The sequence below is a fragment of the Acidimicrobiales bacterium genome, from assembly GCA_035540975.1.
GTDB lineage: Bacteria > Actinomycetota > Acidimicrobiia > Acidimicrobiales.
The window spans coordinates 1-27,000 of sequence record DATLFN010000042.1 but is presented as its reverse complement, the minus strand read 5'-3'; the positions used below and the strand labels follow the sequence as shown (position 1 = coordinate 27,000).

20 protein-coding genes are annotated in these 27,000 nt (G+C 75.0%); 2 read left to right on the top strand and 18 right to left on the bottom strand.

Going from position 1 to position 27,000, the window contains the following annotated elements:
* Positions 1-56 precede the first annotated feature (56 nt).
* From VM242_05340 to VM242_05305, 8 genes are all read right to left on the bottom strand, one after another.
* The gene (locus VM242_05340) at positions 57-1,661 is read right to left on the bottom strand and encodes an MFS transporter (GenBank protein ID HVM04577.1); all 1,605 of its coding nucleotides are present in this window, start codon (positions 1,659-1,661) and stop codon (positions 57-59) included.
* A 331-nt stretch (positions 1,662-1,992) separates the two neighbouring features.
* A complete protein-coding gene (locus VM242_05335; GenBank protein HVM04576.1) occupies positions 1,993-3,963 on the bottom strand; it encodes a hypothetical protein in 1,971 nt (656 codons plus the stop codon).
* A gap of 927 nt (positions 3,964-4,890) precedes the next feature.
* Positions 4,891-5,220, bottom strand: coding sequence for a type II toxin-antitoxin system PemK/MazF family toxin (locus VM242_05330; GenBank protein HVM04575.1), 330 nt, complete (start codon positions 5,218-5,220; stop codon positions 4,891-4,893).
* Positions 5,217-5,438 carry an antitoxin MazE family protein gene (locus VM242_05325; GenBank protein ID HVM04574.1) on the bottom strand — a complete coding sequence of 74 codons (222 nt, stop codon included), beginning with the start codon at positions 5,436-5,438 and terminating at the stop codon, positions 5,217-5,219. The genes VM242_05330 and VM242_05325 overlap by 4 nt, the downstream gene beginning before the upstream one ends.
* The gene (locus VM242_05320) at positions 5,435-5,623 is read right to left on the bottom strand and encodes a hypothetical protein (protein ID HVM04573.1); all 189 of its coding nucleotides are present in this window, start codon (positions 5,621-5,623) and stop codon (positions 5,435-5,437) included. Before VM242_05320 ends, VM242_05325 begins: the two co-directional genes overlap by 4 nt.
* 332 nt (positions 5,624-5,955) lie before the next feature.
* Positions 5,956-6,171, bottom strand: a complete 216-nt coding sequence (locus VM242_05315) for a type II toxin-antitoxin system RelE/ParE family toxin (GenBank protein ID HVM04572.1) — start codon at positions 6,169-6,171, stop codon at positions 5,956-5,958.
* Positions 6,172-6,221: 50 nt separating this feature from the next.
* Positions 6,222-6,497 (bottom strand): type II toxin-antitoxin system Phd/YefM family antitoxin, encoded by a 276-nt coding sequence (locus tag VM242_05310; GenBank protein HVM04571.1) that lies wholly within the window; start codon positions 6,495-6,497, stop codon positions 6,222-6,224.
* A 320-nt stretch (positions 6,498-6,817) separates the two neighbouring features.
* Positions 6,818-7,612 carry a hypothetical protein gene (locus VM242_05305; protein ID HVM04570.1) on the bottom strand — a complete coding sequence of 265 codons (795 nt, stop codon included), beginning with the start codon at positions 7,610-7,612 and terminating at the stop codon, positions 6,818-6,820.
* Positions 7,613-7,980: 368 nt separating this feature from the next.
* Between VM242_05305 and VM242_05300 the strand changes: the two genes are divergently transcribed.
* Complete coding sequence (locus VM242_05300) at positions 7,981-9,141, top strand: hypothetical protein (GenBank protein HVM04569.1); 1,161 nt, start codon at positions 7,981-7,983, stop codon at positions 9,139-9,141.
* A gap of 202 nt (positions 9,142-9,343) precedes the next feature.
* Here the strand turns inward: VM242_05300 and VM242_05295 are convergent, their stop codons facing one another.
* From VM242_05295 to VM242_05250, 10 genes are all read right to left on the bottom strand, one after another.
* On the bottom strand, positions 9,344-10,537 hold the full coding sequence (locus VM242_05295) for an EAL domain-containing protein (protein HVM04568.1): 1,194 nt from the start codon (positions 10,535-10,537) through the stop codon (positions 9,344-9,346).
* Between the two features lie 183 nt (positions 10,538-10,720).
* Positions 10,721-12,028: a DUF2786 domain-containing protein gene (locus VM242_05290; protein ID HVM04567.1), complete on the bottom strand. Its 1,308-nt coding sequence runs from the start codon at positions 12,026-12,028 to the stop codon at positions 10,721-10,723.
* A gap of 190 nt (positions 12,029-12,218) precedes the next feature.
* Positions 12,219-12,629, bottom strand: coding sequence for a 3'-5' exonuclease (locus VM242_05285; protein ID HVM04566.1), 411 nt, complete (start codon positions 12,627-12,629; stop codon positions 12,219-12,221).
* A 153-nt stretch (positions 12,630-12,782) separates the two neighbouring features.
* Positions 12,783-14,006 carry a UvrD-helicase domain-containing protein gene (locus tag VM242_05280; protein HVM04565.1) on the bottom strand — a complete coding sequence of 408 codons (1,224 nt, stop codon included), beginning with the start codon at positions 14,004-14,006 and terminating at the stop codon, positions 12,783-12,785.
* Positions 14,007-15,365, bottom strand: a complete 1,359-nt coding sequence (locus VM242_05275) for a helicase-related protein (protein ID HVM04564.1) — start codon at positions 15,363-15,365, stop codon at positions 14,007-14,009.
* Positions 15,366-16,456: 1,091 nt separating this feature from the next.
* Entirely contained in the window at positions 16,457-17,686 is a 1,230-nt protein-coding gene (locus VM242_05270; GenBank protein HVM04563.1) for a TIGR02679 family protein, read from the bottom strand.
* A gap of 5 nt (positions 17,687-17,691) precedes the next feature.
* A complete protein-coding gene (locus tag VM242_05265) occupies positions 17,692-21,921 on the bottom strand; it encodes an SbcC/MukB-like Walker B domain-containing protein (protein HVM04562.1) in 4,230 nt (1,409 codons plus the stop codon).
* A gap of 64 nt (positions 21,922-21,985) precedes the next feature.
* On the bottom strand, positions 21,986-23,227 hold the full coding sequence (locus VM242_05260; protein ID HVM04561.1) for a TIGR02678 family protein: 1,242 nt from the start codon (positions 23,225-23,227) through the stop codon (positions 21,986-21,988).
* Entirely contained in the window at positions 23,220-24,803 is a 1,584-nt protein-coding gene (locus VM242_05255; GenBank protein ID HVM04560.1) for a TIGR02677 family protein, read from the bottom strand. Before VM242_05255 ends, VM242_05260 begins: the two co-directional genes overlap by 8 nt.
* A 110-nt stretch (positions 24,804-24,913) precedes the next feature.
* On the bottom strand, positions 24,914-25,369 hold the full coding sequence (locus VM242_05250) for a hypothetical protein (protein HVM04559.1): 456 nt from the start codon (positions 25,367-25,369) through the stop codon (positions 24,914-24,916).
* Positions 25,370-25,677: 308 nt separating this feature from the next.
* On the opposite strand from VM242_05250, the gene VM242_05245 reads away from it, so the two are divergent.
* The coding region (locus VM242_05245) for a diguanylate cyclase (GenBank protein ID HVM04558.1) at positions 25,678-27,000 on the top strand (1,323 nt) is incomplete at its 3' end.

Sequence of the window (27,000 nt, the reverse complement as noted above, 5' to 3'; positions counted from 1 at the left end):
GGCGACAGGGCCGGCGGGGAGGGTGTCGCCGCCGCGCCATCGCGCCTGCGCCGCGCTCATCCCTGTGCCACCACGCCGAACTCCTCGGCGGTGATCTCCTCCAGCCGCCGGCGCTTCGTCTCGACGCCGAAGACGGCGACGGCCAGTGCGGCAGCCGCCATGGGGACCGCTCCGATGAGCGCGGTGGCGGCGATGCTCGGCGTCGCCACCGCGGCAGCCACCAGGGCGATCACGACCACGCCGCCCGCCTTGCTCGCCGCCGCCGCCAGCCCGGTTCCGCGAGACCGCACCTTGGTGGGGAACACCTCGGCGCTGTAGGCGAACAGCACGGCCACGATGGAGCTGATGCCCCAGATGGGGACGACGAGCAGGGCCTGGAGCACGCTCGGGTTCTCTGCCACCGACTCGCCGAGAACGGCGAAGCCGGCCAGGGCGGCCGCCGTGAGGGCGCCGAGGGCCGCGATCGTCTTCTTGCTGCTCCACACCCCGTACATCCAAGCAACAACGAAGTTGAGTGGGAACCCCAGCAGCGCCGAGTCACGCAACAGCCGGCTGGCGGAGGCCTCGGTGTACCCGATGGCCTGGAGGTTCGAGGGGATCCACAGCTGGAACCCGAAGGTCACCAAACCGACACCCAGGCCGAACAGCACCACGACGGCGGTCAGGCCGATCAACGGGGGCCGGAGAAGCTGGCCGAAGCGGCCGGCGACATCGGCGTCGGCCGCGAGCTCGGACGACGCCCCGCGCTCCACCACCGCCCCGTAGCGTTCCATGACCGCCTGTGCCTCGGCCTCTCGCCCCTGGGCCAGGAGGAACCTCGGCGACTCCGGTATCCACCGGTTGAGCGCGATGAGGGCCAACCCGGTCGGGAGACCGAGCAGCCACAGAATTCGCCAGCCGTAGTCGGGAACGAGCATCTCGGACAGCCAGCTGGTCAGTACGTAGGCACCGGCCACGTCGCCGCCGACGAGGACCATCACCCAGCCGCGGTGTCGAGCGGGGATGGTCTCGGACATCAGAGCGAACGTGATCGGCAGCATGCCGCCGACCCCGAGGCCCATCACCAGGCACATCACCAGGTTGAGCGCGTAGGACGGCATGGAGCCGCACACCGCGGTGGCGATGAACAGCACGCCCGCCAGGAGGATGGAGGCCCGCCGGCCGATCCGGTCGCCGAGCCAGCCCCACACGAAGGACCCGATCACCGTGCCGACGATGCCGGCCAGGGGCAGCAGGGCGGCGGGCACATCGCCACCGGGGTTCAGGGCCGACTTCAGCCCGTACTCCTTGGTCATGCCGGGCACCACGAAGGCGAGCGTGGTCGGCTTCATGACGTCGATCGTCACGGCGGCAGCCATGACGAGGAGGAGCCCGACGTGCGCGGGACGCACCCTGGTGTCGTCGAGGGCCCGGACCCGGATCGTCCCCGGAGGACCCGTTGGCCCGGCCGTACGGGGGAACAGTCCTCTGGCCGTGGCGGCAAGCCCGATGAGGATCAGCACCATCCCCACGGTCATGGGCGCGTCGACGGCCATGCCTTCCAGCCGGTAGCCCATTTCACGGGCCCCGAGGTACATGGGCAGGTGCAGCGCCACACCGGCGGTCACGGCGGCGATACCCACCCGGAACGCGCCGCGATGGGCGTAGCTCGTGGAGCTCACGGTGGTGTTCGGTTCCCCGGAGGACCCAGCCATGACCTCGCGCCCCTTGCACGACCCGCCGACCAGCGCACGTATTCGCAGGCGTAGGACAAGGTAGGCGGAATTCGATCGCCCCGGCGAAGGGAGCGCCTACGCCTTCGTGGCCATCTCGTCGACGTGCGCCGATTCCTCACATGCCGGGCCCCACCACCCCGCTGGACCGCTGCTGCGCCCGGTCGACCTGCCCGTCAGGCTCGGCGTTCCTCGGGCCTCACCCCGGTGGTTGGTGGAACTTCGGGCGCCGACGAACGGACCGCCACGCGTGGGCACTGCCACGCGCCTGGCGCGGGTCTCATGATGAGGTCCCGAGCACCGGCCGGTTGAGCCGCAGTGCTCCGGTGGAGCCGAAGAACCTGGCGTCGCCGAAGGCGAAGACGCCGCCGTCGGAGGCCACCAGCCAGTAGCCGTTGGCGGACGGTGTGGCCGTCATCCCGACGATCGGCTGGTTGAGCCGCAGCGCTCCGGTGGAACCGAAGAACCTGGCGTCGCCGAAGGCGAAGACGCCGCCGTCGGACGCCACCAGCCAGTAGCCGCCGCCCGTGGGCGTCGGAGCCATCCCGACGATGGGCCGGTTGAGAGCCAGGTTGCCCGTCGAGCCCAAGAAACCGGCGTCGCCGAAGGCGAAGACGCCGCCGTCGGACGCGACCAGCCAGTAGCCGCCGCCCGTGGGCGTAGGGGCGGCCCCGACGATGGGCCGGTTGAGAGCCAGGTTGCCCGTGGAACCGAAGAACCGGGCGTCGCCGAAGGCGAAGACGCCGCCGTCGGAGGCGACCAACCAGTAGCCACTCCGATCGGGAGTCGCCGCCAACCCGACCACCGGCCGGTTGAGCCGAAGTGCGCCGGTCGAACCGAAGAACTGGTAGTCGCCGAACGTGAACACGCCGCCGTCCGACGCCACCATCCAGTAGCCGTTGCCAGGGACGTTGGGTGCCGAGAACACCCCCTGCATGGCGAACTGCCCATCCTGGAAGCTGCCCGCCGCCTGGCACCCCGTGGCGGCGAAGCAGAAGAAGTAGCCGCCGATCTCACCTCGACCGGAGAGGTTGCGATACGTCCCCGTGCCGCCGGTGACCGTGAACGTACCGTGCCAGCGCATCTCCTCCGGCGACGTTCTCTCTGCCGTAGCCGACCACGTGAGGAAGATCTTCTCCTTGGCTTCGTCGCCGACCGGATCCGGCGTCGCCGTGGGGCCGCCGGTGCGCTTGCAAACCGTCATGGTGGCGGTGCCGTCGAGGCGGAAGGTTCCTCCCGGAAGGGGCGTCACGTCGAACTCGAGTGGGTGCATCCGGGTGGAGGCCGGCGACCGGCTCCCCGGCAGCCGCGAGTTGTACGTGGTGAGGTTCGTGGCGATGTTGTTGACCGGCGCGTTGCCCGTGCACGGGATCCCTGCGTAACGGAAGGGGCCGCCGGCGCTCGTGCCGTTCCACGGCGCAGGTGAGACGGGGACCTGCGAGCCGCTCGGCCCGGAGGTGGTGTGGACCATCTGCATCAGCGAAAAGGTGTCGCGGCCATGGGCCGGGCTCGGCAGCTGCGGAGCGGTGGAGGCGGCGACGCCGGGGACGGTCGGGTCACGGTAGGTCCCCTGCATCACCAGCTGCCCGTCGCGGTACTGGCCGAGCGAGGCGCAGCCCTGGGCGTCGAAGCAGAAGAAGTATCCGCTGATCCGCCCCTGGCCAGTGAGGTCCTCGTACACGCCGGTCCCGCCGGTGAGCGTGAAGCTCCCGCTCCAGCGCACCTCCTCGGTCGAGATCTTCTCCGCGATGGCCGTCCAGGTAAAGGTGATCCTGTCCTTGCTGGGGTCGGGGACGGGGTCGGGCGTCGGCGTCGGCCCACCCTGGAGCTGGCAGACGGTGAGCGTCGTCCGCCCGGCCAGCTTGAACGTCCCGGGCGGTCCCTCAGGCGTGGCGTCGAACTCGAGTGGGTGCATACGGGTGGAGGCCGGCGACCGGCTCCCCGGCAGGCGGGTGTTGTAGGTCGTGAGGTCGGTGGCGATGTTGTTGACCGGCGCGTTGCCGTTGCAGGGTATGCCCGAGTAGCGGAACGGCCCACCGGACGAGGCACCGTCCCACGCGTTGGGAGAAACGGGCACCGTCCCCCCGCTCGGCGCCGACGTCGTGTGGACCATCTGGATCAGCGAGAACGCACCCTCCACGCCAGCCGCCTGTGCCGCTGCGGAGGACGGTGTGACGACGACGGTCGCCCCCGCCAGCAGCATCAGCCCGACGCCCTGCGCCCAGGCGCCCCTCGCCGTCCACCGGTTCATCGTGACCTCTGCTCTCTGCATCGTCAGGGCCGCCCGATCGACAGCCGCGCCCGTCCTACCCGTGGGCGCTGATGCCCGAAACCGTGCCCGCTCCGGCGCTCCGAGGGCTCGGTCTATCTGCACCCGAACGGGCCCGGTGGGAGTCCCTCCGAGGGCGGTGCGACCGGACCCTTGAGCGCCTCAACCGGCTTCTTTGCGTGCGACTCGCGCTGACGCCCGGCACGCGCGCCACTCGCCGTACTGCTGCCCGCCGCGCCCGTCGTCGTTCTCCTTGTCATCGTGGGCGCGATCGCCGTCGGCCTCAGCCGGGGTGAACCCGCTCACGGCGTTCCTCGGAACATCTCGCGCCCTGGTCGCCGGGCGCGGCGCGCTCGTCACCGGCGGCCTGGTCGCGCTCCCGGGCTGCGTGTCGGCTCTCGTGGATATTGCGGGTGGCCAGCCGTAGGGGGTACGGGACGGGTGGTGCGTGAACCGTGTCCGGCGGGCGGGGCACCTCCCTGGTGGCGGGTGGCCTGATTTCGATTCCGGGCGCTGCCTCGGTGCCGGAGTGCGGCGGCCCTCCGGACCATGCAGCGGCCCGGCCGACCAAGCCGTCTCCCGTGTCGTTATCGGTCGGTCCGCTCTCGGTCGCCCGCCGCAGGTCTCAAGGTGCACCGAGCTGGTCGGTCGGCGCGCCCGCCGACCGCTGGCCAACGGCTCCTCCGGATCGCACTGGCCTGCCGAGTTCCCCGATGGGCGGCGTTGTTCATGCGGCAAGAATGGTCCGGGCGCGGTGATCGGGCTTGGCGCGGACGGCGCGGCAGCCCAATTGCCGGCTCCCGAGCCTGGACGCGAGCGCGAACGGTTGATCGGTGTGCCGGGTTGTCCGGCGCTCGACCATCGCCGCCAGCTGGTTCGGGGCAGCGCCGAGCGGCACGTCGGCGCGGGTCAGCCAGCGAGCCCGAGGAACACCAGGACGGCTCGACCGAGGCGAACCATCTCCTCGTCGCTCAGACGGCCGACGTGCGTGCCGAGCTTGGAGCGGGGCACGGTGGTGAGCTTGTCGACCATCAAGCTGCTGGGCTCGCGCAGCCCGTTCAGCTCGTCGGGCTCGACGCGGAGCCGGAACAGGGGCGCCTCAGTGAGGTCGGTGGAGAACGCGCACACCGTCACCGACGCGGTGGCGTCGAACCGGTCGTCCTGCACGATGACGACGGGCCTCGGCTTGCCGGCGTACCCGCTGCCGGCGGCTGCCGTCCACACCTCGCCGCGCCTCATCCCTCGTCGGTGCTCAGCGCGTCGATGAAGGCCTGATCGTCCTCGGCGAGCTCACTCGCCGCCACCGCTTCGGCCTGTCGATGTGCCTCGCTGGCGAACTCCGGCGATCGCACGTCGGGCACCCAGATCTGGACGGGACGAAGTCCCTGGGCGCGAAGCCGGCGACGGTACTCGCGCACCCGGTTCTTGACGTCCGATTCCTCCCCGGGAGCGGTCACGCGGACATGTTACATGTAACATCGCGGTCCAGTGGGGCCTCCGTATTGCCGTCGGCGCTCTTGGCGATCCCGCTCGCTCGACCCGACAGCACGGCCCGGCCGGCCTCCACGGCGTCGAGCTCGTCGGACTTGCCTTGGCTGCGGCGCAGCTGGCGGTTGGGCCGGTCGACTTCGGTGACGGCCACGTCCAGGCTGCGCAGGGTGGCGGGCCAGTCCGGCCCCGTAGCCGCCGGTGCCCTCGACGCCGACGCGCTCGAGGGTGCCGAACGAGCTGAGCCACTGCGACAGGTCGACGAGGCCGGGGTGGTGGTCGGGAACGACTCGACGCCGAGGACGCCGCCGTTGGCATCGAGGGCGGCGGTGACGTGGACGTCCAGGTGGGCGTCGACTCCGCCCGTGATGGCGCCTGTGGTCTCTACGATATGGCCATGGCCATCCCTTCTCTCGTGAATAGGTCAAGGGGTGGCACGCACGTCCCGGGAAGGAGACCGTGACGTCGGCGTCGGTTTCCGTGTGCTCAGCGGGAGCGGAACACGTCACCTCGGTGCTCGATGCGGACCACGACCACGAGCCCTTCGTCTTCGTCCAGGCGATAGATGACCCGGTACGCGCCTCGCCGCGCCGACCAGTAGCCCTCGAGCTCACGCTGGAGCGGCTTTCCGACGACGATTGGGGTCTCGACCAGCGGTCCGACCATGAACTCCACGACGGCAGCGGCGATCCGCTCCGGCAAGCGGGAAAGCGTTCGCTCTGTCGACGTAGCGACGCTCAGGCGCCACTCGCTCACCGCTTCAGGTAGGTGGCCCGGAGCTCCTCGCCCGTGACGACCTTCCCGGCTTCGACCTCACGCTCCGCCCGGCGGATCTCACGCATCGCCGCCGGGTTCGAGAGAATGTCGAGCGTCTCTTCGAGCGCCTCCAGATCCTCAGGGCTCATGATCACCGCTGCGGGACGGCCGTTGCGAGTCAGGACAACGCGGTCATGCCGTTGCTGGACGCCGTCGACGATCTCCGATAGCCGCTTCTTGATCTCCGCCAGCGGCAACGTGACTTCCGACATGACTAGAATTGTAGTCACCCCTCCGGTCGTCGTGCCGCTAGTTCCGGCCCGCCGATCCGGCGGCTGCGGCGCCAGACATCGGCACGTCAGTCGCACTCGCCGGCCGAGTTCCCCGATGGGACGGCGTTGTTCATGCGGCAAAAATGGGCGAATATCGCCCGTTCTTGCCGCATGAACGGCCCGCTCCTCGGCATGTCGACAGCCAGGATCCGGCGTTGTGCAGCGATGGAGCCGCCCGACAACACTCTGGGCAGCCTCCTGGTCCGAACGCCCGGAACGCCCCGTACCGCTCGGCCCAGCCCGGAGAAGGGCACGCGCTTCTACGCGCCCGGTACGTCGACGAGCTCGTCCGGAGCGTCGGCGGGCGGCGCCACGATCTCCCAGCGGCCGGCTCGCTTGGCGAAGCGGTACCAGCGGCCGTCACGGGACAGGCGCACCTCCTCGCCCGCCCCCAGGGCGACCCGGTTCTGGCGTACCCGCACCTTGGTGGCCGGGAGACCGGCGGCCAGCACGGCTTCCCGGGCGGCGGCCATCGTTGCCGTCGGGGGACGCCAGTCGTCCTCCTCCAGCACCCGCAGGCCGTCGGCGCCGGCGTGGCGCCAGGCCAGCGCAGTGGCCACCAGGTACGTCGGCGTGACGCCGGCCCGGCGGGCCAGGTCGGCGATGCCGCCTGACTCGAGCACGGCATCGGCCCGGCGGGCCAGGTCCTCGTCCGGGCCGAGGTCGAGGCCGGAACGGCCGGAGCCGGCAGCCAGGGCGGCGGCCCGGCGGGCGGCGTCGTCGACCAGGGCGCGCAGTCCCTCGGGGGTGAAGGGCGCAGCCGGCGGCGGGTCGGCGTGCCACGGCGCCGGCCGCCCCGGCGACGCCGGTGCCGGGGGGACAGCCGGCAGGGCGCCGAGCGGGCGCCGCCAGGCCGCCGCGGCCGGCACGCCGGCGTCGGGCGCCCGGCCGCCCGGCGCCGGGCCCTTGGCGGGGCCGGCGCCGACGCCACCGGAGCCGGCCGCGCCGGCCCGGGCCCGGCGCACGGCAGCCAGCACGTCGGGCCGGCGGCGGCCGCGCAGCTCGAGCAGGCGGAACGGGTCCTCGTCGAGCAGGCCGGCCACCAGGTAGCACACGGCGGCCGAGTGCTTGCAGGGGTCGGCCCAGTCGGGGCACGAGCAGCCGGGCTGGAGCCAGGCCCCGCAGCTGGTAGGGACGAAGGGTGGCGGTGAGCCCGTCGGGCGGGACCGGTGGGACGTGCCCGTCCAGGGCGACCGTGCGCAGCCGGGCGGCCAGGTCGGCCAGCGGGCCCAGCACGTCGGCCTCGACCCGCTCGCCGTCCACGTCGATGCCGCCGCCCAGGGCGGCGGCCAGCGCCGCGCCGGCGCCGATCCGGTGCCGCCGGCGGAGGCGGCCGAGGCGCTCCGGGTCGGCCCGGACCCACCGGCCCCGCAGGCGGACCACCGGGCGCTTGGCCTCGGCCAGGACGGCCAGCTCCTCGTCGGTGAGCTCCTCGCCGTCGAGGGTGGCCCGCCAGCGCAGCTCGCACAGCGACGCCAGGGTGAACCCGGCCCCGGTGACGGCGGCCGGGGCGGGCGTGGCGATCTGGGGGCGCAGCTCCACCGGGCGCAGGAGGTCGGCCGGCCACAGCACCTCGACGCCGGCCGAGGCCAGGTCGTCCACCACGGGGCCGAGCAGGTCGGCGGCCTCGTCGTCGTCCAGCACCAGGCGCTCGGGACGGGCGTCGTCCAGCAGGCGCCCGAGCGGCCGCCACACCCGCGAGCCCCGGCGCAACGAGAGCAGCAGCGCCGTCTCCGCCTCGTCGCCGAAGCGGGCGACCACCGTCGCCGGCGCCGACCACAGGTCGGCCGCGCTCATCACCAGGCTCGGGTCCCGCCGGCTCTGGAGCTGGAGCACGGCGGCGAAGTCGGCGTCGGCCGGCTCGGGCGGCTCGAGGCGCAGCGACACCGCCGCCTCGTCGCCCGCGCCGGTGGCGACGGCGGCCAGCCAGTCGGCGGCGACGGCCAGGCCGGTGCCCGGGCCGAGGCGGTCGCCGACCGGCCCGACCGGCCCCACCGGCGGGCGACCGCGCCGAGGAGACGGGCGGGGACCGCGGCGCGGCGGCGTGCTCGGAGCGGCGGGGGTGGCGAAAGCGGCATGGCCGGCGGCCAGCGGGGCGGCGGCCGTGCGGGGCAACAGGTCGGCGACGGCGTCGGAGAAGGAGGCGACGGCCGCCTCCGGCGAGGCCACCCGCAGCGGCTTCGACCCGGCGACGGGGAGGGCGTGGGCAGCGGGCGGGAGGGCGGCGACCAGCTCCGCCCGGCGGGCGACGTCGGCGGCGTCGAGCGGCCCGAGGATCCAGGCGTCGGAGCCGTCGGCCGCCACGCTCGGCACCAGGCGGCCCCGGGCAACCAGGTCCACGGCCAGGCGGGCGGCCACCGCCCACGCCCGCACCGACGCGGAGACGTCGGCGGTGGCGGGCAGGCACACCAGGTCGTCGACGGCGTCGCGCAGCGCCAGCCGGCGGACCGGCACCGTCCTGCGGCGGGCCTGCGTGCCGGCGGGGACGACGAGCTCGAGCCCGGCGTCGCCCCCGTCGACGGGCGCCCCGGGCGCCGGCGTCCACAACGCCAGCCAGCCCTGCTGGGAGGGGCCGGGCACGTAGGTCGCCTCCGCCCCGGACTCCAGCACGCCGCCGACGGTAGCGGCGGAGGGCGAGCCGGCGGCGGAACGCCGACGCTCACGACGCCGACGCCGCCGCCCGCCGTCAACACCGACCCCCGAGCGCCACCACGTGCTGGCCGACGGGTACAGCCCCGTGGTGGCAGGACGGGCCCGGGCCGCTCCATCGCCACCGGCGGACCGGCTCAGGACCTGGTCGCCGCCTGCACGTCGTGGAGGGCGGGAAGGGTCGACGGGCGGCCCAGGTGGTAGCCCTGAGCGGTCGTCACGCCGAGGGCGCGCAGCGTGCGAAGCTCGCCCGCCGTCTCGACCCCCTCGGCGACGATCGCGCTCCCCGTCTCCCGGCCGAAGGCGATCAGCGCGGAGGCCAGCGCGCGCCGGTTGGCGTCCGTGTCGACGTCTCGCGTCAACGCCATGTCGAGCTTGATGACGTCGGGGCGCAGGCGGAGGATGTGGCGGAAGGTGGCGTACCCGGCGCCCGCGTCGTCGACCGCCGTGCGGACGCCGCGGCTGTTGAGGCGGCCCAGCTCGACGACGAGCTCGTCGTAGGCCTCGATGGCGTCGTGCTCGGTGAGCTCGAGCACGACCCGGCGCTGCGGGACGCCGGCCAGGACGGCACACAGCCGTCCCGACAGGACCGTCGCCGGTGAGACGTTCACGCCCACGTACACGTCGTCGGGGAGCTCGCCAAGCGCACGCAGGGCCAGCTCGACGGCGGCGAGCTCGAGGTCGACCCCGAGCCCCACGGCCGCCGCCTCGGCGAACCAGGCGTCGGGGCCCCGTGACGGTTCGCCGTCGAACCGGGCGAGGGCCTCGAAGCCCACGACCCGCCCTCGGTCGATGTCGACGATGGGCTGGAACACCATCGACATCCCGTCACCGCCGAGCACGCCGCGTATCCGGGCCTCCGCCTCGTCCGTCCGGCGCTCCTCCTGGAGCGTGCGGTCGATGTGGGCCCCGGTGAGGTCGGCGAAGATGCGCATCATCGCCAGGTCGCGGTCGGTGAGGGTGTGGTCGGGCTGGGCGCTGAAGCAGCAGAACGTCCCGTACACGCGCCCGTCGGCCAGGCGGATCGGCACGCTGAGGTGGGCGCCGACGGGAAGGGCTGACGTCACGGGCAGCTCGGCCGCGGCCGGGACCTCGGCGGCGTCGTGGATCAGCTCGGGGAGGCGCCCGTCCACCACCCGCTGGCAGTAGCTGTCCTCCAGGGGGCCCGCTTCACCCTCGCGCACCGGGCAACGGCCCGGTGCGGCGTCGACCCGGCGGAAGACCCGCCGGCCCCCGGTGAACTCGGAGACGAAGGCGACGTCCATGCCGAGATGGGTGCGGATGGCGCGCAGCGCGTCGTCGGTGGAGAAGCCGATGGCGTGTGCGTCCACCGCCTCGGGTGCGAGCAACGACGCCAGCGCCGTCGCCGTTCCACGAGCGTGCTTCGCCCCACTCGGACCAGATTGCACCAGGGTTCATCGGCCGTCTCGCCCGCGTCCTTGAGGGGAATCGCGTGCCTTTTCCCATGAACGGGCGCCGGCGGGCCAGGGCCTCCGGCACGGCCCATCGGCCGGTCAGCCGGCTGCCAGCTCGTCGCCCACCGCCAGCGTGGCCAGGTCGGCGGCGGTCCGCCCCGCCACCCACCCGGCCCCATTGGTGATCGCGAGGCCGCGGCTCACCATGTCCGGGAAGACCTCGGCCACGGCGTCGTCGACCGCGCCGGCCCGGCCGGCCAGCACCGGCAGCAGGGCGTCGCCGTGGCGCCCGACCGCCTCAGCCACCGCTTCCTCGGTGGTCGCCGCCAGCCGCTCGCCGATGCGCATGGCGTAGGCCAGGAGGAACGACTGGCGGAACGAGCGGGTGCGGGAGCGCCCCGAGCGGTCGACCGAGCGGCCCGCCCCCACCATGGCGTCGGTGCCCTGGACGAGCAGGGAGGTGAAGAGGACCTCGACGATGTCGAGGTCGCCCGGTGTGCCGAACACGGTGGAGAAGCCCATGTCCCCGCTCCACACGGAGCGGCAGCGGTTGGCGGTGGCGACGCGGTCCAGGAGCACCGACTTCGCCGCCGCGTAGGGGTCCTCGACCCCGATGCGCCGCCCGGCGACGGCCGACGGCGCCCCGCCACCGGCCGCGTCGAGCATGGCCTCGTCGATGGCGTGGCGGGCCATGAGCTCCTGGGCCTTGGCCGTGAGGGCCTCGGCCTCCTCGGCGAACGTGGTGGACTCGGCCTTGGCGAGGAGGGCCCGGACCCGTTCGAGCACCGCCCCCGAGCGGCCGCCGGCGCGCCCGTTGGCGGGCGACGGCGCCAGACGGGGCAGGGGCGGCAGGTGGAGCACGAGCGAGAGGGCCTGCACGGCGAGGCCCAGGTGCTCGGGCCACGGGCGGCGAGGCGGCGCCGAGCCGGCGTCGGCGGCGATGGCGGCGGCCTGGGCCGCCCACCGCTCGTCGGCCGCCGCCTCGGGGCGGCGGGCGGCGCTGGCGGCGACGGCACCGGCGACCGCGCCGGCGTGGGGGACGCCGAGCCTGCGCCGCACGATGCGGACCACGTCGGCCGGCTGCCAACCGGAGTTCCAGGCCCGGTCGAGGGCCCGCTCCATCCACCACTGCACGGCGCCGTCGACCGCGGTGCGGCCGACGAAGGCCTCGGCGACGGCCAGCGCCTCCAGCCCCGACGCGAACGCCTCCTGCGACTCGAAGCGGTAGGCCTCGGCCGTCGCCAGCACCGCCTCGCGCACCATGCGCTCGTCGAAGCCCGCCGAGCGGGAACCGTCGCCGGGCCCGGAGCGACGGGGCGCCTCGCGCCCGGGGACGCCGCGGGCGGCCTCTGCTCGCTGGCGCTTGTGCTTCTTGGCCCGCCGACGCTCCCGGTTGTTGACGCCCATGGGCCACCTCGCTTTCGGAACGGGATCGCTCCCATGAAACCAGGCGGTGGTCCCGAAGCACAAGAGCGTAATTACATCCGTGGAACCTCATCCTCAACAACGGCCACACCTGCCACTCCGGCCACCACGGCGGTCCCGCAACCACCACCCACCCGGTTGAACCTGCGGCTGCGGCGCTCCCGATACGTGGCTATGTCTCCAGGTCGGCGATGAACTCGTGGTTCCCGCTGGCGGTGAGCACGAGCTCGTGCGTGGCGCGGGTCATCCCGACGTAGATCAAGCGGCGGCTCAACACGCGATCTGCGGGCGGCCGGTCGTCGAGGTAGCCGCACATGAGCACGTGGGAGAACTCGAGCCCCTTGGCCGAGTGGATCGTCGAGAGCACGATCCTCGAGGTCTCCTCGCCCACGTGGTCCCGGTTCTCGTCGTGGTCGGGGTCCGTCACCCAGTAGACGGGCACCCGGCGACTGCGCAGCGCCGCCAGGAGCGGACGGGTCCACTCGAACCCGCCCGCCGCCCGCGCGCCGTAGAGCACGGCGATCGACGACGGGGCCACGCCGGCGTCGAGCAGTGCCCGGCAGCGGTCGGCGATGAGGAGCACCTCCTCCTGCGGCGTGGCCAGGTGCAGGAACGTGGGAAGGGGCCCGGAACGCAGGCTCGTCCTCGGCGGGATGAGCGCCGTCTCGTCGTCGATCGACGCATCGGCCTTGAAGTCGCCGCCCCGGAGCAGGAACTCGTTGGCGTACTCGAGGATCTACCGGGTGTTGCGATAGCTGTTGTCGAGAACCCGCGTGCGACCGACGGCGTTGATGCCGGCGTCCTTCCACCGGAACTGGTTGCGGTAGATGTTCTGGGCGGCGTCGGCGACGACGAGGAGCGACTCCGAGCCCGGCCGGAGCAGCCGGACGGCGAACGCCAGGGCGGCGGTCGGGAAGTCCTGGGCCTCGTCGACGAGGACGTGGTCGAACCGGCCCACGGCGTTCGGGTGACGATCGAGTACGCCGAGCGCGGCCTTCGCCCGCTCCTCCATGGACGTGGTGTCGAAGGCCATCTCGGGAAGGTCGACGGTCTTCCGGGCCTTGTTCATCAGGGCCTCGATGCGGTGCACCCGCACGTTCGGGCAGCGCAGCTGCCGCTCGAAGACCCCGGCCAGGGCGCGGTTGTAGCAGACGACCAGTACCCGGTGGTGCGGCAGGGCGCGGGCCAGGAGCCGCGCCCGGTAGGTGAGGATCAGCGTCTTCCCGGAGCCGGCCACGCCTCGCACCACCCGGTGGCCGTCGCCGAGGCCCTTGGCCAGGGCCTCCTGGCGGCGATCGAGCACCTTGAGCTCCTCTGCCGGCGTGGCCGAGGGGAACTGGAGCTGCGCCGACCCGATCACCGTGTCGGGGTGGATGACGGCCCGGTGCGCCTTCTCGGCCGCCGCCGACAGCGGGTCTCGGAGTGGTGCGTCGAGGAGGCGCATGACCTGGCGCCGCAGCAGCTCGCCGTCGGTCAGCGCCGCCTCGACGTCGTCCCGGAACAGGCACTGCCCGAGGTCCATCACCCGGCCGAGCCCCTTGCGCTCGCCGTCGGCTCGGGACAGGTAGGGCAGGACGGCGGCGGCGACCACGGGCAGGCGCTCGTCGTCGGCGAGGTGGGGCGTCTCGCAAATGGCGGCTCGCAGGGCGTCTGCGAACGCCCGGGCCCGGACCAGCGGGTCGTCGACGAGGCGTTCCGCGGACGCCTTGGTGATCGTGAGCTTCCCGTCCTGGACGCCCCTGACGGCGCCGGGCTTCTCCTCGAGGACCTCCAGCACGAGGACCCCCACGTCGGGCACCATCACCACGAGGTCCGGCCGCTCGCCGCCCACGTCGAACAGCGGCTCGTACCAGGCGGTCGACGCGTCGTCGAGCGTGTCCTGGAGGACCCGCGCCGTGCGGTTGACGCCGGCGGGGACGTCGCTGCGGGTGCGCAGATTGTCGGGGATGAGGAACGCCATCTACGACTCGGCGACCAGTGTGAGGAACCGGTGGAACCCGTCGGCATCGACGTGGAACCGCCGCGCCTCGGCCAGGAGCACCGCCGGCGCCACCAGGTCGGGGAACCGGACCTGGAGCTGCGGGGCGACCCGGCGGGCGTCGGCATCGAGGACGGCGTCGAACTCGTCGAGGAGCGCACGGGCCCGTTCCGCGACAACGGGAAGCGGGGACGCGATCTCGCAGGTCGCTCCCTCCGCCCGACCTTCGACGCCCAGGGCGGCGAGCGCTGCCCGGTGGACGGGGACGCCGCAGAAGCTGTCGACGACGGTGCGGTCGCCCGCCGAGCGCGCCGGCGTCTCCAACCGGCCGGCCCAGGCCGACCGCGCCCGGCTGAGCCAGTCGTGGGCCCGGGCGTCGGCGTCCACGGGCACATCGGTGTTCGCCAGCACCTCGCGCACGGCCTCCCAGGTGGCCCGCTCGACCTCGACCATCGGGCCCTGCCAGGACGGCGGCTTGCCGCCTTTCCCCGGCTTGACGACCAGGATGCCCTCCCGGCGGTCGACGCGCACGACCTCCCACGACCGCCCCGAGACGACGAGGGCGGCGTCGCGCCGGCCGCCGTCGCGGTCGTCGAGCTCCCGCCAATCGACGGTCCCCACCTTCCGCCCCGCCTCCTCGACGACCGTGGCTCCGGGAGACGACTGGAACGTGGCGAGCAGCTGCACGACGCCCCGGACCCCGCCGAAGCGCTCGTTGTGCCTGCGCCCCGGGACGAGGCGGTCGCCGTCGCTGCGCAGCCATTGCTCAGCGATCAGGTGATCGATGGTCGCTTCGATCTCCGCATCGAGACCGGCGAAGGTCGGGCTCCAGCGCAACGTCTCGCCCAGTTGTGAGCGGTCGACGAGGAACGACTGTTGCGTGACCGCCAAGGCCTGTTGACCCAGCACGAGGCGGGCGCCGCGCTGGGGGTCCAACTGCTCGAGGTGGTTGCGGCGTGCCCGCAGGACGGTGGCGAGCACGAGGACCAGCTGGTCGGGTTGGCCGACGGTGAACACCATCCGCCGCCGCCCGCTCCTCCGCCCGGTGCGGCCGAGACGCTGCAGGTAGCTGCTCGGCGACGTCGGCGCCCCGTCGTGGACGACGAGGTCGAGGTCGCCGATGTCGATGCCCAGCTCGAGGCTCGCCGTCGCCACCACGCACGGCAGCTCGCCGTCGCGGAGGCGACGGACGACGTCCTCCCGGCCCTCGGCGGCGATCGAGGAGTGGTGGACGGGGACGCCCATCAGGTGGGCGAGCTGCTCGGCCCGGCGGCGAGAGCGGGTGAAGACGATCGAGCGGTGGCCGGTGGCGGCCTGCGACACGACGTCGAGCGCCTCCACGTCGTCGGCAGGTGCGGACGGAGAGCTCCTCGCCGTGCATCGCCGCTCCACCGACCACGAGCTCCGCCTCCCGGAGCGAGGCGCCCCGCACCCAACCGAGGACCTTCTCCGGGGCCCCGACGGTGGCCGAGAGCCCGATGCGCTGGAAGTCGGCGTCGACGAACTGGAAGAGGCGCTCGAGCAGGCTGGCCAGCTGGGCGCCCCGGGGGGTGCCGACGAAGGCGTGCACCTCGTCGATCACCACCGCCCGGAGGCCGGCGAACAGCGATCGTTCGTCGTGGCTGGGCGAGGTGAGCAGCAGCTCGAGGCTCTCGGGCGTCGTGAGGAGGGCGTCGTGCGGGTCGTCCTTGAAGGCCTTCCGGGCGTCGGTGCCGACGTCGCCGTGCCAGGCGAACGCCGAGGCTCGGCGCCGACCGCGGTTCTGCCGCCTCGCTCCCGGGCGCAGCCGGCACCGGCCGCCGCCGAGGGACCACCGGAAGGGAGCCCTCGCTGCGGACGGGGACGGCCTCGATCCCGTGCAGGGCGCGCCGGCTCTGCCGCACCACGTCGAGGAACGCATCGATGTCCAGGTCCCTCGTCGTCCTCGAAGCGGTGCGCAGGTCGAGGAGGAGCTTGCCCTTCGAGAACTCCCGGTCCGTCTTCGTGCCCAGCCGCTCGAACCGGCGGCGCGGCCCGAGACAGAGCTCCCATGGACCGAAGACGTGCCACCGGCCGCGGGGCTGGTCGCGTACCAGTAGGTAGCCGAGCCCCTCCTCCCAGACGAGCGTGCGGAAGCAGGTCTCGTCCAGGACGAACAGCTCGTCGCGGCGGGTTTCGAGCCACAGCTCGGCGTAGTCGTCCGAGTACCGCTTCTTCTTGGCCTTGACGTCGACGCGCACGTCGTCGCGCTCGAACCGGAAGTGGAAGTCGAGCGCGTCCATCTCGCCGGTGAAGTCGGTGAGACGGGTGATCGCGGGATGGGACCGGAGCGCCGTGTGCACCTGCCGCTCCAGCACCCTCGCCTGCGCGAGGTCGATCTCCCAGTCCTCGGGAACCCGGGCTCGGCTCACGAAGGCGAAAGGGTAGGCGGACGAGCCCGGCCGCGGGCCCCGTCAGCGCATGGCGTCGAGCAGTTCGGCCCGCAGCTGCTCCTCGTAGACCGGGGCCCCGGCACCGGACATGGCCCGGTGCAGCGCCGGGTCCCACGGCGTGGGCGGCAGGGCGCCCGACCGTTTCGGGTCCCCGGAACGCGAGGCATAGTCGGCCGCCGTCATCCGCCACGGCGTGGTGCCGGCCCGCTCGGCCAGCCAGGCGGTGATGGACAGGCCGGCGGCGTCGAAGTCGGCGTGCTGGCGGAGCTCGGCGCCGGCGGCGCCCAGCCGGCGCAGCAGGGTGACGACGGCGACGGTGGGACGGCCCGAGCTGCACACCAGCGGGGGGCGGCCGGTCCAACCCGTGCGGGCGGCCTCGGCCACGAGGGACGGGTTCTCCACCACGTAGGCCACGGCGTGCGCCGGCAGCGCCGGGACCGGCCAGCGGCGCAGCTGCGCCAGGGTGAGCACGACCGGCTCGCCGGCGGCTGCGGCGGCCGCCAGCCACGGACCGAGGGGACCCGGCGCCCCGGCGCCCGGCAGGCCCAACGCCAGCACGGTGGACGACAACGGGTCGGGCGCCACGCCGACCGACTCCCACAGGTCGCGAACCGACTCCGCGCTGCCCGGCAGGGGGGCGCCGGTCGACAGCGCCACCGCGTCGAGCACCACCGCCGCCACCCGCCGGCCCCGGTCGAGGGCGTGGGGGTCGTCGGCCACGTCGCTGGCGAAGGCGGCCAGGGCCACGTTGTCCGCCGGCAGGGCCCGCAGCACCCGGAGGGCCGTCTCCAGCCGCCGGCGGTGGGCGTCGACCCCGCCTCTCGGCCCCTGGGCCCGCACCCGCTCCACCCACGCCGCCACGGCCGCCGGCGCGCCCCGCAACAGCGGGACGGCGAGCGCCTCACCCGCCAGCCAGGACCACAGGTCGTGGCGGGCCGACCGCTGGGCAAGGCGCTCGGCCCGCCGGTCGGGCAGCGGGCCCCTGACCTCCTCGACGGCGTCCCGCAGGGCCTCCACCGACTCCAGCCCGAGGGCGGCGACCAGCCTGTCCACCCGGAGCTTGGCCGTCCCCGAGGGAAGGCGGTCGAGCCCGAACAGGTCGGCCAGTGCCAGGCGCTGCGCCATCGACAGGCGGGGCACGGTCACCAGCACCGGCACCGTGCCCTCGCCGAACCGGCGGGCCAGCTCGTCGACGACCGGCGCCATCTCGGGCGCGGCCAGCCGGCCGGCACCCCGTGCCGTGGCCGGCACCGAGGTCATCCGGCGCCGGCCGCAGCGTCGGCCAGGCGGCGCCGGCCGTCCCAGGTGAAGCGGGTGGAGGTCACCGGCTCGTCGCCGGCCGACGGGTGCAGGTGGTGGATGGCGATGCCGTCGAGGGTGGCGTACTGGCACCACTCTTGGTCGCTGGTGAACACGGCGTCGAGGTCCCACGTGGAGAAGGTGCCGAACAGCTGGGCCCGGTTGGCGGTGTCGACGCCGGCGAACAGCTCGTCCAGCAGGATGAGCCGGGGGCAGCCCGACGGGTGGCCGTCGTCGCCGGCGTAGTGCGCCGCCACCGAGGCGATCATGGGCAGGTGCAGGGCGATGGACCGCTCGCCGGTGGACAGCTTCTGCAGCCGCCTGGCGGTGGCCGGCTGGAAGCCGTCCCAGTCGCGGTGGGCCAGCTGGAGGGTGAAGCGGTGCCAGGCCCGGTAGTCGAGCGTCTCCCGCAGGCGGGCCTCCCAGCTGGCGGTGGCCTCCAGCTCCGCCCTGGCCTGGTCGACCCGGGCCCGCACGAAGGCCTGGAGCGACGCCCGCTCGTCGTCGGACAAGTCGGCCGGGTCGCGCAGGAGGAGTGCCCGGGCCGCCTTCACGGCCACCGGCTGGTCGGGGTCGACCTCCCAGCGCAGGCGCACGTGCACGCCGCCTGCGGCCGTGACCACCGCTCCCAGCTGCGTATTGATGCCGTCGACGAGGCCGTTCGCCTGGCGGATGCGCTCGGCCAGGGCCCGGCGCACGCTGCCGGCCAGCGTCTGCTCGAACAGTTGCTCCTCCTCGGCGGCCAGCTCGGCCCTCCCCTCGGCCAGCTCGGTGGCCAGCCCCTCGGCCAGGGCGGCCGCCCCCCGCCGGCGGCCCTGGTACAGGGTGCGCAGGGCCCACCAGCCCTCGTCGGCCAGGTCACGGGAGACGTCCACCCGCGCCCCCAGTGCCGCCTGGGCGGCGTGCACCCGCTCGCGCACCCGCTCGGACGTCCGCTCGACGGTCCGCGGGTCGCTCGCCACCTTCTCGTGGTCGGCGGCGATGGCCCGGGCCGCAGCCAGGACGGCGGAGGCGCTGTCGAGCGGCCCCGGCGGGGTGACGGCGGCGTCGTCGCCCAGGGCGGCCAGCACGGCCGCCAGCCGCTGCTGGGACGCGGCCCGCTCCTGCTCGGCCCGGGCCCGCTCCGCCTCGGCCGCCGCCAACTCGCCGGTGAGGGCGCCCACCCTGCGCTCCAGGGTCGGGAGCTGGTCGGCCAGCTCCCGCTCGCGGCGCTGGGCGGCGGTGCGCTCGGCCTCGAGGCCGGCCAGCCGTCGCAGCACCTCGCCGTACTCGGCGCCCACCGACTGCTCCAGGGCGGCGACCCGGGCCTCGGTGGCAACCGCCTCGCGGTCGGCGTCGCGGTGGTGGGCGGCGGCCGACCCTGCGGCCCGCTCGGCGTCGGCCAGGCGGGCGACGGCCTTGGCGTGCTGGCGCTCGGCGGTGGCCAGCTCCCGGCGGCGGCGCGCCCACGTGCCGGCCGCCCGGGCGACGCCGGCCAGGCCGGCCTCGACCTCGCCCAGGCCGGACGGGTCGGTGGGCAGGTCGTGGCGGGCGGCCAGCAGGGTGAGGGCCCGCAGCGCCTCCCGCACCGCCGCCTCCGCCTCGACCAGGGCCTGCCGGGTGCGGGCCAGGGTGGACTCCGCCTCGACCAGGCGGGCCTCGGCGTCACCCAGCACCCGCCGGGCGTCGAAGACCGCGGCCCCGCTCGGCGCGGCGTCGAGCTCCGCCGCGACGGCGGCCCGGCGGCGGTCGAGGCCGGCCTGGTGGCGGTCGAGCTCGGCCAGGCGGGCGTCGGCGGCGGCCAGGGCGGCGTCGATCTCGGCCAGGCGGGCCAGGCGCCGGCGCTCCCGGGCGACGGCGCCCAGCCACTCGGCCGGCCGCCCCGGGCCGCGGCCGGTGGCCGCCCCCAGGCGGTAGGTGCCGTCGAGGGCGACGGCCAGGACGGGGATGTCCGTCGACGGTGATGGCGCGGCCCCCGCGCCGGCCGGCTCGTCGTAGCCGGCGGCCGGGACGGGGCCGCCCGCCGACGTTGATGGCGCGGGAGCGCGGGCCGGCTCGTCGAAGCCGACGGCCACGACGGGGGCGCCCGCCGAAGACGACGCCGCCGCCGCGGCCGGCTCGTCGAGGGCGGTGGCCACCAGCGGCACCGACGCCAGCACGGCGGCGACGACGTCGGGCGCCACGAACCCGGCTCCCGGGCCGGCCGGGTCGGCCGGGCCGGCCGCCACCAGCACGTCGGCCAGCGACCGCCCGGGCCACGGGCGCGGGGCGAGGACCACGTCGGAGCGGCCGTGGCCCAGGTCGACGGCGCCGTCGGGCGCAACCCAGGCGTCGAGCAGGCCGGCGCCGGTGAGGGCGGCCTCCAGCCCGTCGACCTGGGCCGGCTCCACGCCGGGCGCCACGTCGACCAGGCGCCACAGGGGCGCGCCCGGACGGCCGGCACGGGGCGAGCGCCAGCCCGGGCCCTCGGGGTCGACCAGCCCGCCCTCGGCCCACCGGGCCCGCTCCTCGACCAGGGCGGCGCGCTCGCCGGCCGCCGCGGCACGGTCGGCGGCGAGCACGCTGCGGGCCACCGCGTCCTCCGACCCGAGCTCGGCGGCCAGCCCGGCCACCGCCCGGCCCACGGCCTCGGGCTCGCCGGCCGGGCGGGGCAGCGCTCCCCGCACCCGCTCGACGCCGGCGGTGACGCACCGGCCCGCCCACTCCCCCACCGCCGTCTCGAAGGCCGCCACTGCGGCATCCCGGGCTGCACGGGTCTCGGCCACCGACACCAGGCGGCGCTCGACGGCGGCCTCGTCGCCCTGCACCTGGTCCTCTCGAAGCGTGCGGGCGTCGACCGCCCGGGTGTGGGCGACGAGGGCGGTGCGAACCTCCGCCACCCGGCGCCGGTGGGCGTCGACCCAGGCCAGCACCAGGCGCTCGCCGTCGTCGGCGTCCGCCCCCGCGGCCGCTTCGTCGACCACGCCACCGGCGCCCGCCGCCATGGCCGCCCGGCGCAGGTCGTCGACGGCCAGGGCGAGGTTGCCGGAGCCGTCACCGGCCTCGGCCGCCGCCTCCTCGGCGTCGGCCGCGGCGACGTCGCGCTGGGCGGCCCGCTCCCCGGCGGCACGGCCGAGGCGGACGGCCACCTCGCGCAACGACCGGGCCTGGGCCCGCAGGTCGGCCAGGGCCACGCCGCTCTTGTAGGCGTCGCCCGTCTTGAGGGCGTCGACCTCGACGGCCACCGCTTCCACCCGCTCCCCCACGGCCCGGCGCTCGGCGGCGGCGGCCGCCGACTCCGCCTCCACCTCCTCCAGGGCCGACCGGGCCTGGCGCTCGGCGCGGGTGACCTCGTCCCGGCGGTACTCGGCCGAGCGGACCTCGCCGGCCACGCCCACCACCACGGCCCGGGCGTAGTCCGTCTGGGCCCGGGCCAGCTGGCGGGCCACGGCCAGGTCGGCCTCCAGCGCCTCCAGCTCGGCCCGGCGCCGGTCGAGGCGCTCGAAGCCCTCGGCCACGGCGGCCACGTCGTGCTCGTCCACCGGCGGCAGCGACTCCGACAGGGTGACCGACAGCTTGACCAGGTCCAGGTGCTGAGACAGCTTCTCCTTGCGCAGGGCCAGCAGGGCGCTGACGACGGAGGCGAAGCGGTCGGCCGAGAAACCGGGGAACAGGGCCTCCCGCACGGCGTTGCGGTGCTCCTCGCCGGTGCCGTGCACCCGCCCGGCATCGCCCAGCGCCTCCACCAGGGCCTTTCGGGAGAGGGGCGTGCGGTCGGCGTCCAGCAGGTGCAGCCCGCGCCCCACCGCCAGCGTGGTGGTGAACCAGTCGACCTCGGCCCGGCGGGTGGACTGCGAGGCCCGGATGCGGGCGCCGGCCGTGAACGTGTCGTCGCCCCGGGTGAACTCGATCCAGGCGAAGCCGGCGCGCGTGGGCTCGTCGCTGCCGGCCGTCACCCGGTCGAACAGGCTGCCCCGCAGCTTGGCCGCCGACGTGAGCTTGTGGGGGCTGGGGTCGCCGTCGAGCAGCAGCGGCAGCAGCAGCTCGAGGGCCATCGACTTGCCCGACCCGTTGGCCCCCCGCAGGAGCAGCCGGCCGTGGTGGAAGCGGAACGTCTCGTCCCAGTAGCGCCACAGCCCCACCAGGCCGGCCCGGGTGGGGCGCCAGCGGGCGGGCCGCTCGGGCGCGGTGGCGGTGCCCGCCTCCTCGGGCCGCATGGTGACCGTCATTGGCGGACCATCCCTTCGTGATGGCACGCCAGCGAGTCGCCGATGGACCGGCCTCCCGGGCCGGTCATGCGGGGACCTCCTCGTCGAACAGGCTGGGCGTGGCCGCGCGGACCACCGGCTCCCCGACCCGGTAGCGGGCCAGCGCCGGGCGGGCCTCCACCGAGCCGTCGGGGTGGAGGCGCACCAGGCCGAAGGCGGCGAGCAGCTCCACCGCCTCCCGCCCCAGGCGCCCGGCGCCGCCCTCGTCCCGCTGGCCCCTGGCCCACGACGGGAAGCGGGCGAACACGGCGTCGACCTCGGCGGCCAGCCGGGCGGCGCTGAGGCGGCCGAGCGTCCGGGCGCCGGTTGCGCCGGTGTTGACCAGGCGGTCGGCCAGCAGCAGGGCGAGCTGGTGGGCATGGCCCAGCGGGGCGGGGAAGTGGCGGTCGGTGGCCAGGCCGTCGGGGTCGACGGCCACCAGCCCCTCGGCCCGCTCCTCCAGCTCGAACCCGGCCTCGGCCACCCGGTCCCGCAGCCACCTGCGGCCGCCGGGACTGGCCAGGTAGTCGGCCTCGGACGGGCCGAGGTCGTCGAGGTGGGCCACGGGCTGGTCGAGCAGGCGCCGGGCCAGGCGGTGGCGGGCCCGGCGGTGGCGGGCGTCGTCGCCGGAGGCCACCTCGTCCGGGCCGTCGCCGTAGCGGGGCTCGGCCAGCAGCCGCTCGACGGCGTCGTCGGTGGTGGCGTCCGCCGCCAGCGCGCTCGGGGCGGTGGCGCTCGCCATCAGCCGGTGCAGGCGGGCGGTGTCGGCCGTCAGTAGGGCGTTGCCGCGCTCGCTGCCCAGGTAGGCGTCGACGTCGCCGGCGCTCGCCCGCACCACCCCCCAGGCCAGGAGGGCTCGCAGGGCGTCGACGAAGGCGGCCCGCTCGCCGTGGCGGCTGGTGTCGAGGTTCGCATCCCTTCGCACGGCGCCGGCCAGGAGGCCCACGGTGGTGTGGGGGTGGCGCACCAGCTCGGCGCACACCAGGCACAGCAGCTGGTAGCGGCGGCGGTCGAACGCCGCCTCGCTGCCCCGGGTGCGGTGGAGGGGGCGGACCACCGGGGCGCCGGCCGAGCGCTTGGCCAGGCGGGCGTACCCGGCGGTGGTGTCCACGGTGAGCGCCCACCCGCACGCCGACTCGAACCACTCGGTGAGCCAGCCGGCGTGGCGGGCCACCAGGCGGAACGCGTCGGCATCGTCGTCGGCGTCGATCAGCGGGCGCCCGAGCAGCGTGCGTATGGCCACCGAGCGCTCGTGGGCCAGGTCACGGGTGAGGACCGACTCAGCCACCGGCCGCCTCCTGTCCGCCTTCGCCGACCGCCCCGCCGTCCACGGTGATCGACACCAGCAGGTCCGGGCCGTGGAGCACGCCGTCGTCGGTGGAGAGGTGGGCGGCGCGCCCGTCGCCCGGGTCCTCCAGCACGACCTCCACCCGCCCGTCCGCCGACAGGGCCCGGCGGGTGCCGTCGGTGCCGAGGGGGGCGTCGAGGCCGGCCGCCAGGAGGGCCAGCAGCTCGGCGAAGGCGGCCGACGGGAGGCGGGCGAACGCCGACAGCGGCACCCGGCCCTCGGTGGCCAGCGCCTCCCGCACCTCGTCGTGGGCGGCCAGGGCGGCGGCCTGGTCGCGCTGGCGCGCCGCCCGGTAGTACGACGGGTCGGACACCGGGCGGGGCCTGCCCCGCTGCTGGAGGTCGCCGGTGGTGCGCAGCGAGGGTGCGACGTCGACCGGGTCGGCCTCCAGCCACGACGTGGTGGGCGCCCGGCCCTCGCCGTCGAGGGGGGCCAGGTGGGCGTGGCGGGCCGGCCACAGGCCGAAGGCGGCGGCGAACAGGCGGTGGGCCTCGGCGTCGCCGGGCGCGGCGGCGAACAGCCGGGCCAGGGCGCGGAAGTCGTCGGCCACCGAGGCCGAGCGGCGCCGGCTGTCCCACCGGCGCTCCAGCACCCGGAGCAGCTCGACGATGGCGGTGCGGGCCACGTCCAGCAGGCCGTCGATGCGGGGCCGCTCGACCGCCGTGCCGTCGCCCGCGCCGGTCGGGGCGAACCAGGCCCGCAGGGCCTGCCAGTGGCGGCGGCGCTCGGCCAGCCAGGCCGGGCCCGGATCGGCGCCGGCCACCGGCGCCAGGTTGGCGCCGGCCAGGGCCCGGTCGAAGACGGTGGCCAGCCCCAGCGCCTCGACCCGCTCGATGCCGACCGCCAGCCGGCGCTGCGGCCGCTCGACCCCCTGCACGTACTCGTCCAGGTAGTTGACCGTGGCCCGCTTGGCGTCGGCGAACACCTCGTCGTCGGTGCCGTCCTCCTTCATGAGGCGCTGGAGGTGGCCGTTGAAGCTCCGCACGCTGCGGACCAGGGAGTCGAGGTGGCCCTCCACCTGGGCCAGCTGGATGTGGACCCTGGCGTCGCCGGCCACCGTGCGGGGCTGCACCGTGGCCAGCGCGGCCAGGTCGGCCAGGCCGTCGCCGATGGCGTCGAGCACCGCCGTCTGGAGCCCCACGGCGTGGCGCAGCGAGTCGAGGGCGTGCATGACGCCGGCCACCGCCGCCTCCCCCCGGGGGGTGAGCGACCACTGGAGGTTCTTGCGCTCGAACTCCTCGGGTGTGCCGTAGCGGGCGGCGTGGTCCTGGGTGGCGTCGAGCAGGCCCCAGCCCACCAGGGACGCGAGGGCCCGCTGGAGGGTGTCGTCGTCGGTGGGTTCGTCCCAACCGCCGGCGGCGAGGGCGGCCCGGACCTGATCGAGGTTGAGGGCGGGGGCGAGGACGGCAGCCTGCTCGAAGGCGGCCATGACGGCGACGTGGAGGTCGTGCAGCTCGGTGGTGGTGAAGCGGAACAGCTCCGCATCGACAACCCGCCAGGGGCGGCGCTCGGCCACGACGAGACACTACGCCGCCGGGTGCGACAATGACAGGGGTGAAATTCCACCGGCGGGATTTCCCCAGGTCGGGGAGCCCTCGTCCCCAGGATCTTCCCAGGGCCGACCCGTCAACGGGCCCACCGGGGCGCCGGAGGAACGTCCCACCACTCGGAATCGGGGTCCAGCGCGATCCGGGTGCTGCGGAACAGGTCGTCGTCGCAGGCGAACCAGTCGACGAGGTGCACCCCGTGGGCGGCTGCGATCGACCGAGCCGACGCGAAGCGGGCCGCCAGGTCCGGCGGTGGCGGGCCCAAGACCAGCGGCTCGTCGCAGAACGCGACCGCAGCAGCGGCACCTCGACCGGCGTGGCGGATGCACGGCCCGAGCGCCAGCTCGGCCGGTGAGGTGCGAGCGGTGTGGGCCAGGCCGCGAAATCGCCCCCGCCGGTCCGAGAAGGCGACGAGCAGGCGACGGGGTCCGAACGCCCGCTGGTCGAGCGCGAACGACCACGCCTCCTCCCGCAGGTTGGTGGTGTCCCGACAGCCGGCGCGCCAGCCGTCCACGACGATCAGTGGGCTCTCCATTGCCGGTGTCCCTTCCGAAGCGGCGCGCGGCCGGCGCGCCAGTGGATCGTGAGGACCTGTTCGGTCGAGCCGCCTGGCGGCAGGCTACCCGGCCGCTGGGACAGCCAGGCCGTGATCCGCCCGCCCGGCGGTCAGCGGCGCCCCGCTGAAGGGGCACGGCGACGACCCGACCGCCGGCGGAGCGCGCCGGGGGAACGTCGCCACCGCCAAGTGCGCAAGTCGACCGGTTGCCTGCCGATAACAGCACCACGACGGGACGGGCCGAGAACCGCCGTCCCCGACAGGTCACCACGGAGGCTCGACCCGAGATGCGCAGTTCGTCCCCGACGCCGGCCCGCACGCGGAGCCTGCGCGCCAGATGGCGGCGGGCGCTCGGGGTGCTGCTCGTCGTCTTCTTCGTCGGGGCATTGGCGAACTTCGCGGCGACCCGTTCGACCGTCGGCGCCTTCAAGGGCGCCGCCCTGCGCATGGACCGGGAGGCCGGCGCGCTGGAGGAGCTGCGCGACGACATCGTCACGGCGGCGCTCCTGCGCTCGGCCGCCGTGCAGGGCCTCGCCGACGAGGCCGCCAGGGCGGAGCTCAAGGCCGCGGCCGATGCGGAACGGGCCAGCTTCGAGCGGGCGATCGGCGTTCTCCGCCCCGGGGGCGGGCGTGAGCAGATCGAGCGCCAGCTGGCCAGGAACAAGGAGCTGTGGACGGGTGAGATCGGGTTGCTGTCACCGGTCCAGTTCCTGGCTCGGCTGGCCGAGGCGAGGGACAACTTCAAGCTGCTCGACGAGGCAGCCGGCAAGAGCAGGGCCATGGCGGGCCGGGACCTGGAGGCGGCCGCCGATCTCGACCGGCTGGTGACGGGGGCGACCGCCCTCGCAAGCCTGGTGCTCGTCGTCCTGGTGGTGCGGTTCGGCCGGCGCCTGTCCATGGAGGTCCTGCGCCCCGTCGCCCGCCTGCGCGACTCGGCAGGCCGCCTGGCCCGGGGCGAGCTCGACCACCGCGTGGAGGTCGAGCGGGCCGACGAGATCGGCGACCTGGCCGAGACGTTCAACACCATGGCCGAGGTCGTGGCCGGCAGTCACCGCACGCTCACCATCCAGGCCAACCACGACGCGCTGACCGGCCTGGCCAACCGGGCGGCCTTCCTCACCCGCCTGGAGTCGGCCCTTGCCTCCCCCGACCGCCGCGACGGCACCCAGGCCGTGCTCTACGTGGACCTCGACGACTTCAAGAACGTCAACGACGAGCTGGGCCACCTGTCGGGCGACGAGCTTCTGTGCGTCGTCGCCAGCCGGCTGGCCGAGGCGGTGCGCCCCGGCGACCTGGTCGCCCGCCTCGGCGGCGACGAGTTCGCCCTCCTGCTCGACGGCGTCCCCGAGGACGCGCTCCGGATCGCCGAGCGGGCGGTGGACGCCCTGGGGGATCCCGTGGACATCGCCGGTACGCCGGTGAAGGTGGGCGCCAGCGCCGGGCTGGCCGTCCGCCACGCCGGCAGCGACGCCGACAGCCTCATGCGGGAGGCGGACGCCGCCATGTACTCGGCCAAGGGCCACGGCAAGAACCGGGTGGAGGCCTACGACCCGGCTCGCCACAGGGCCGGCAGCGCGCCGGATGGGGCCGCCGCCACGCCCCGCCGGACC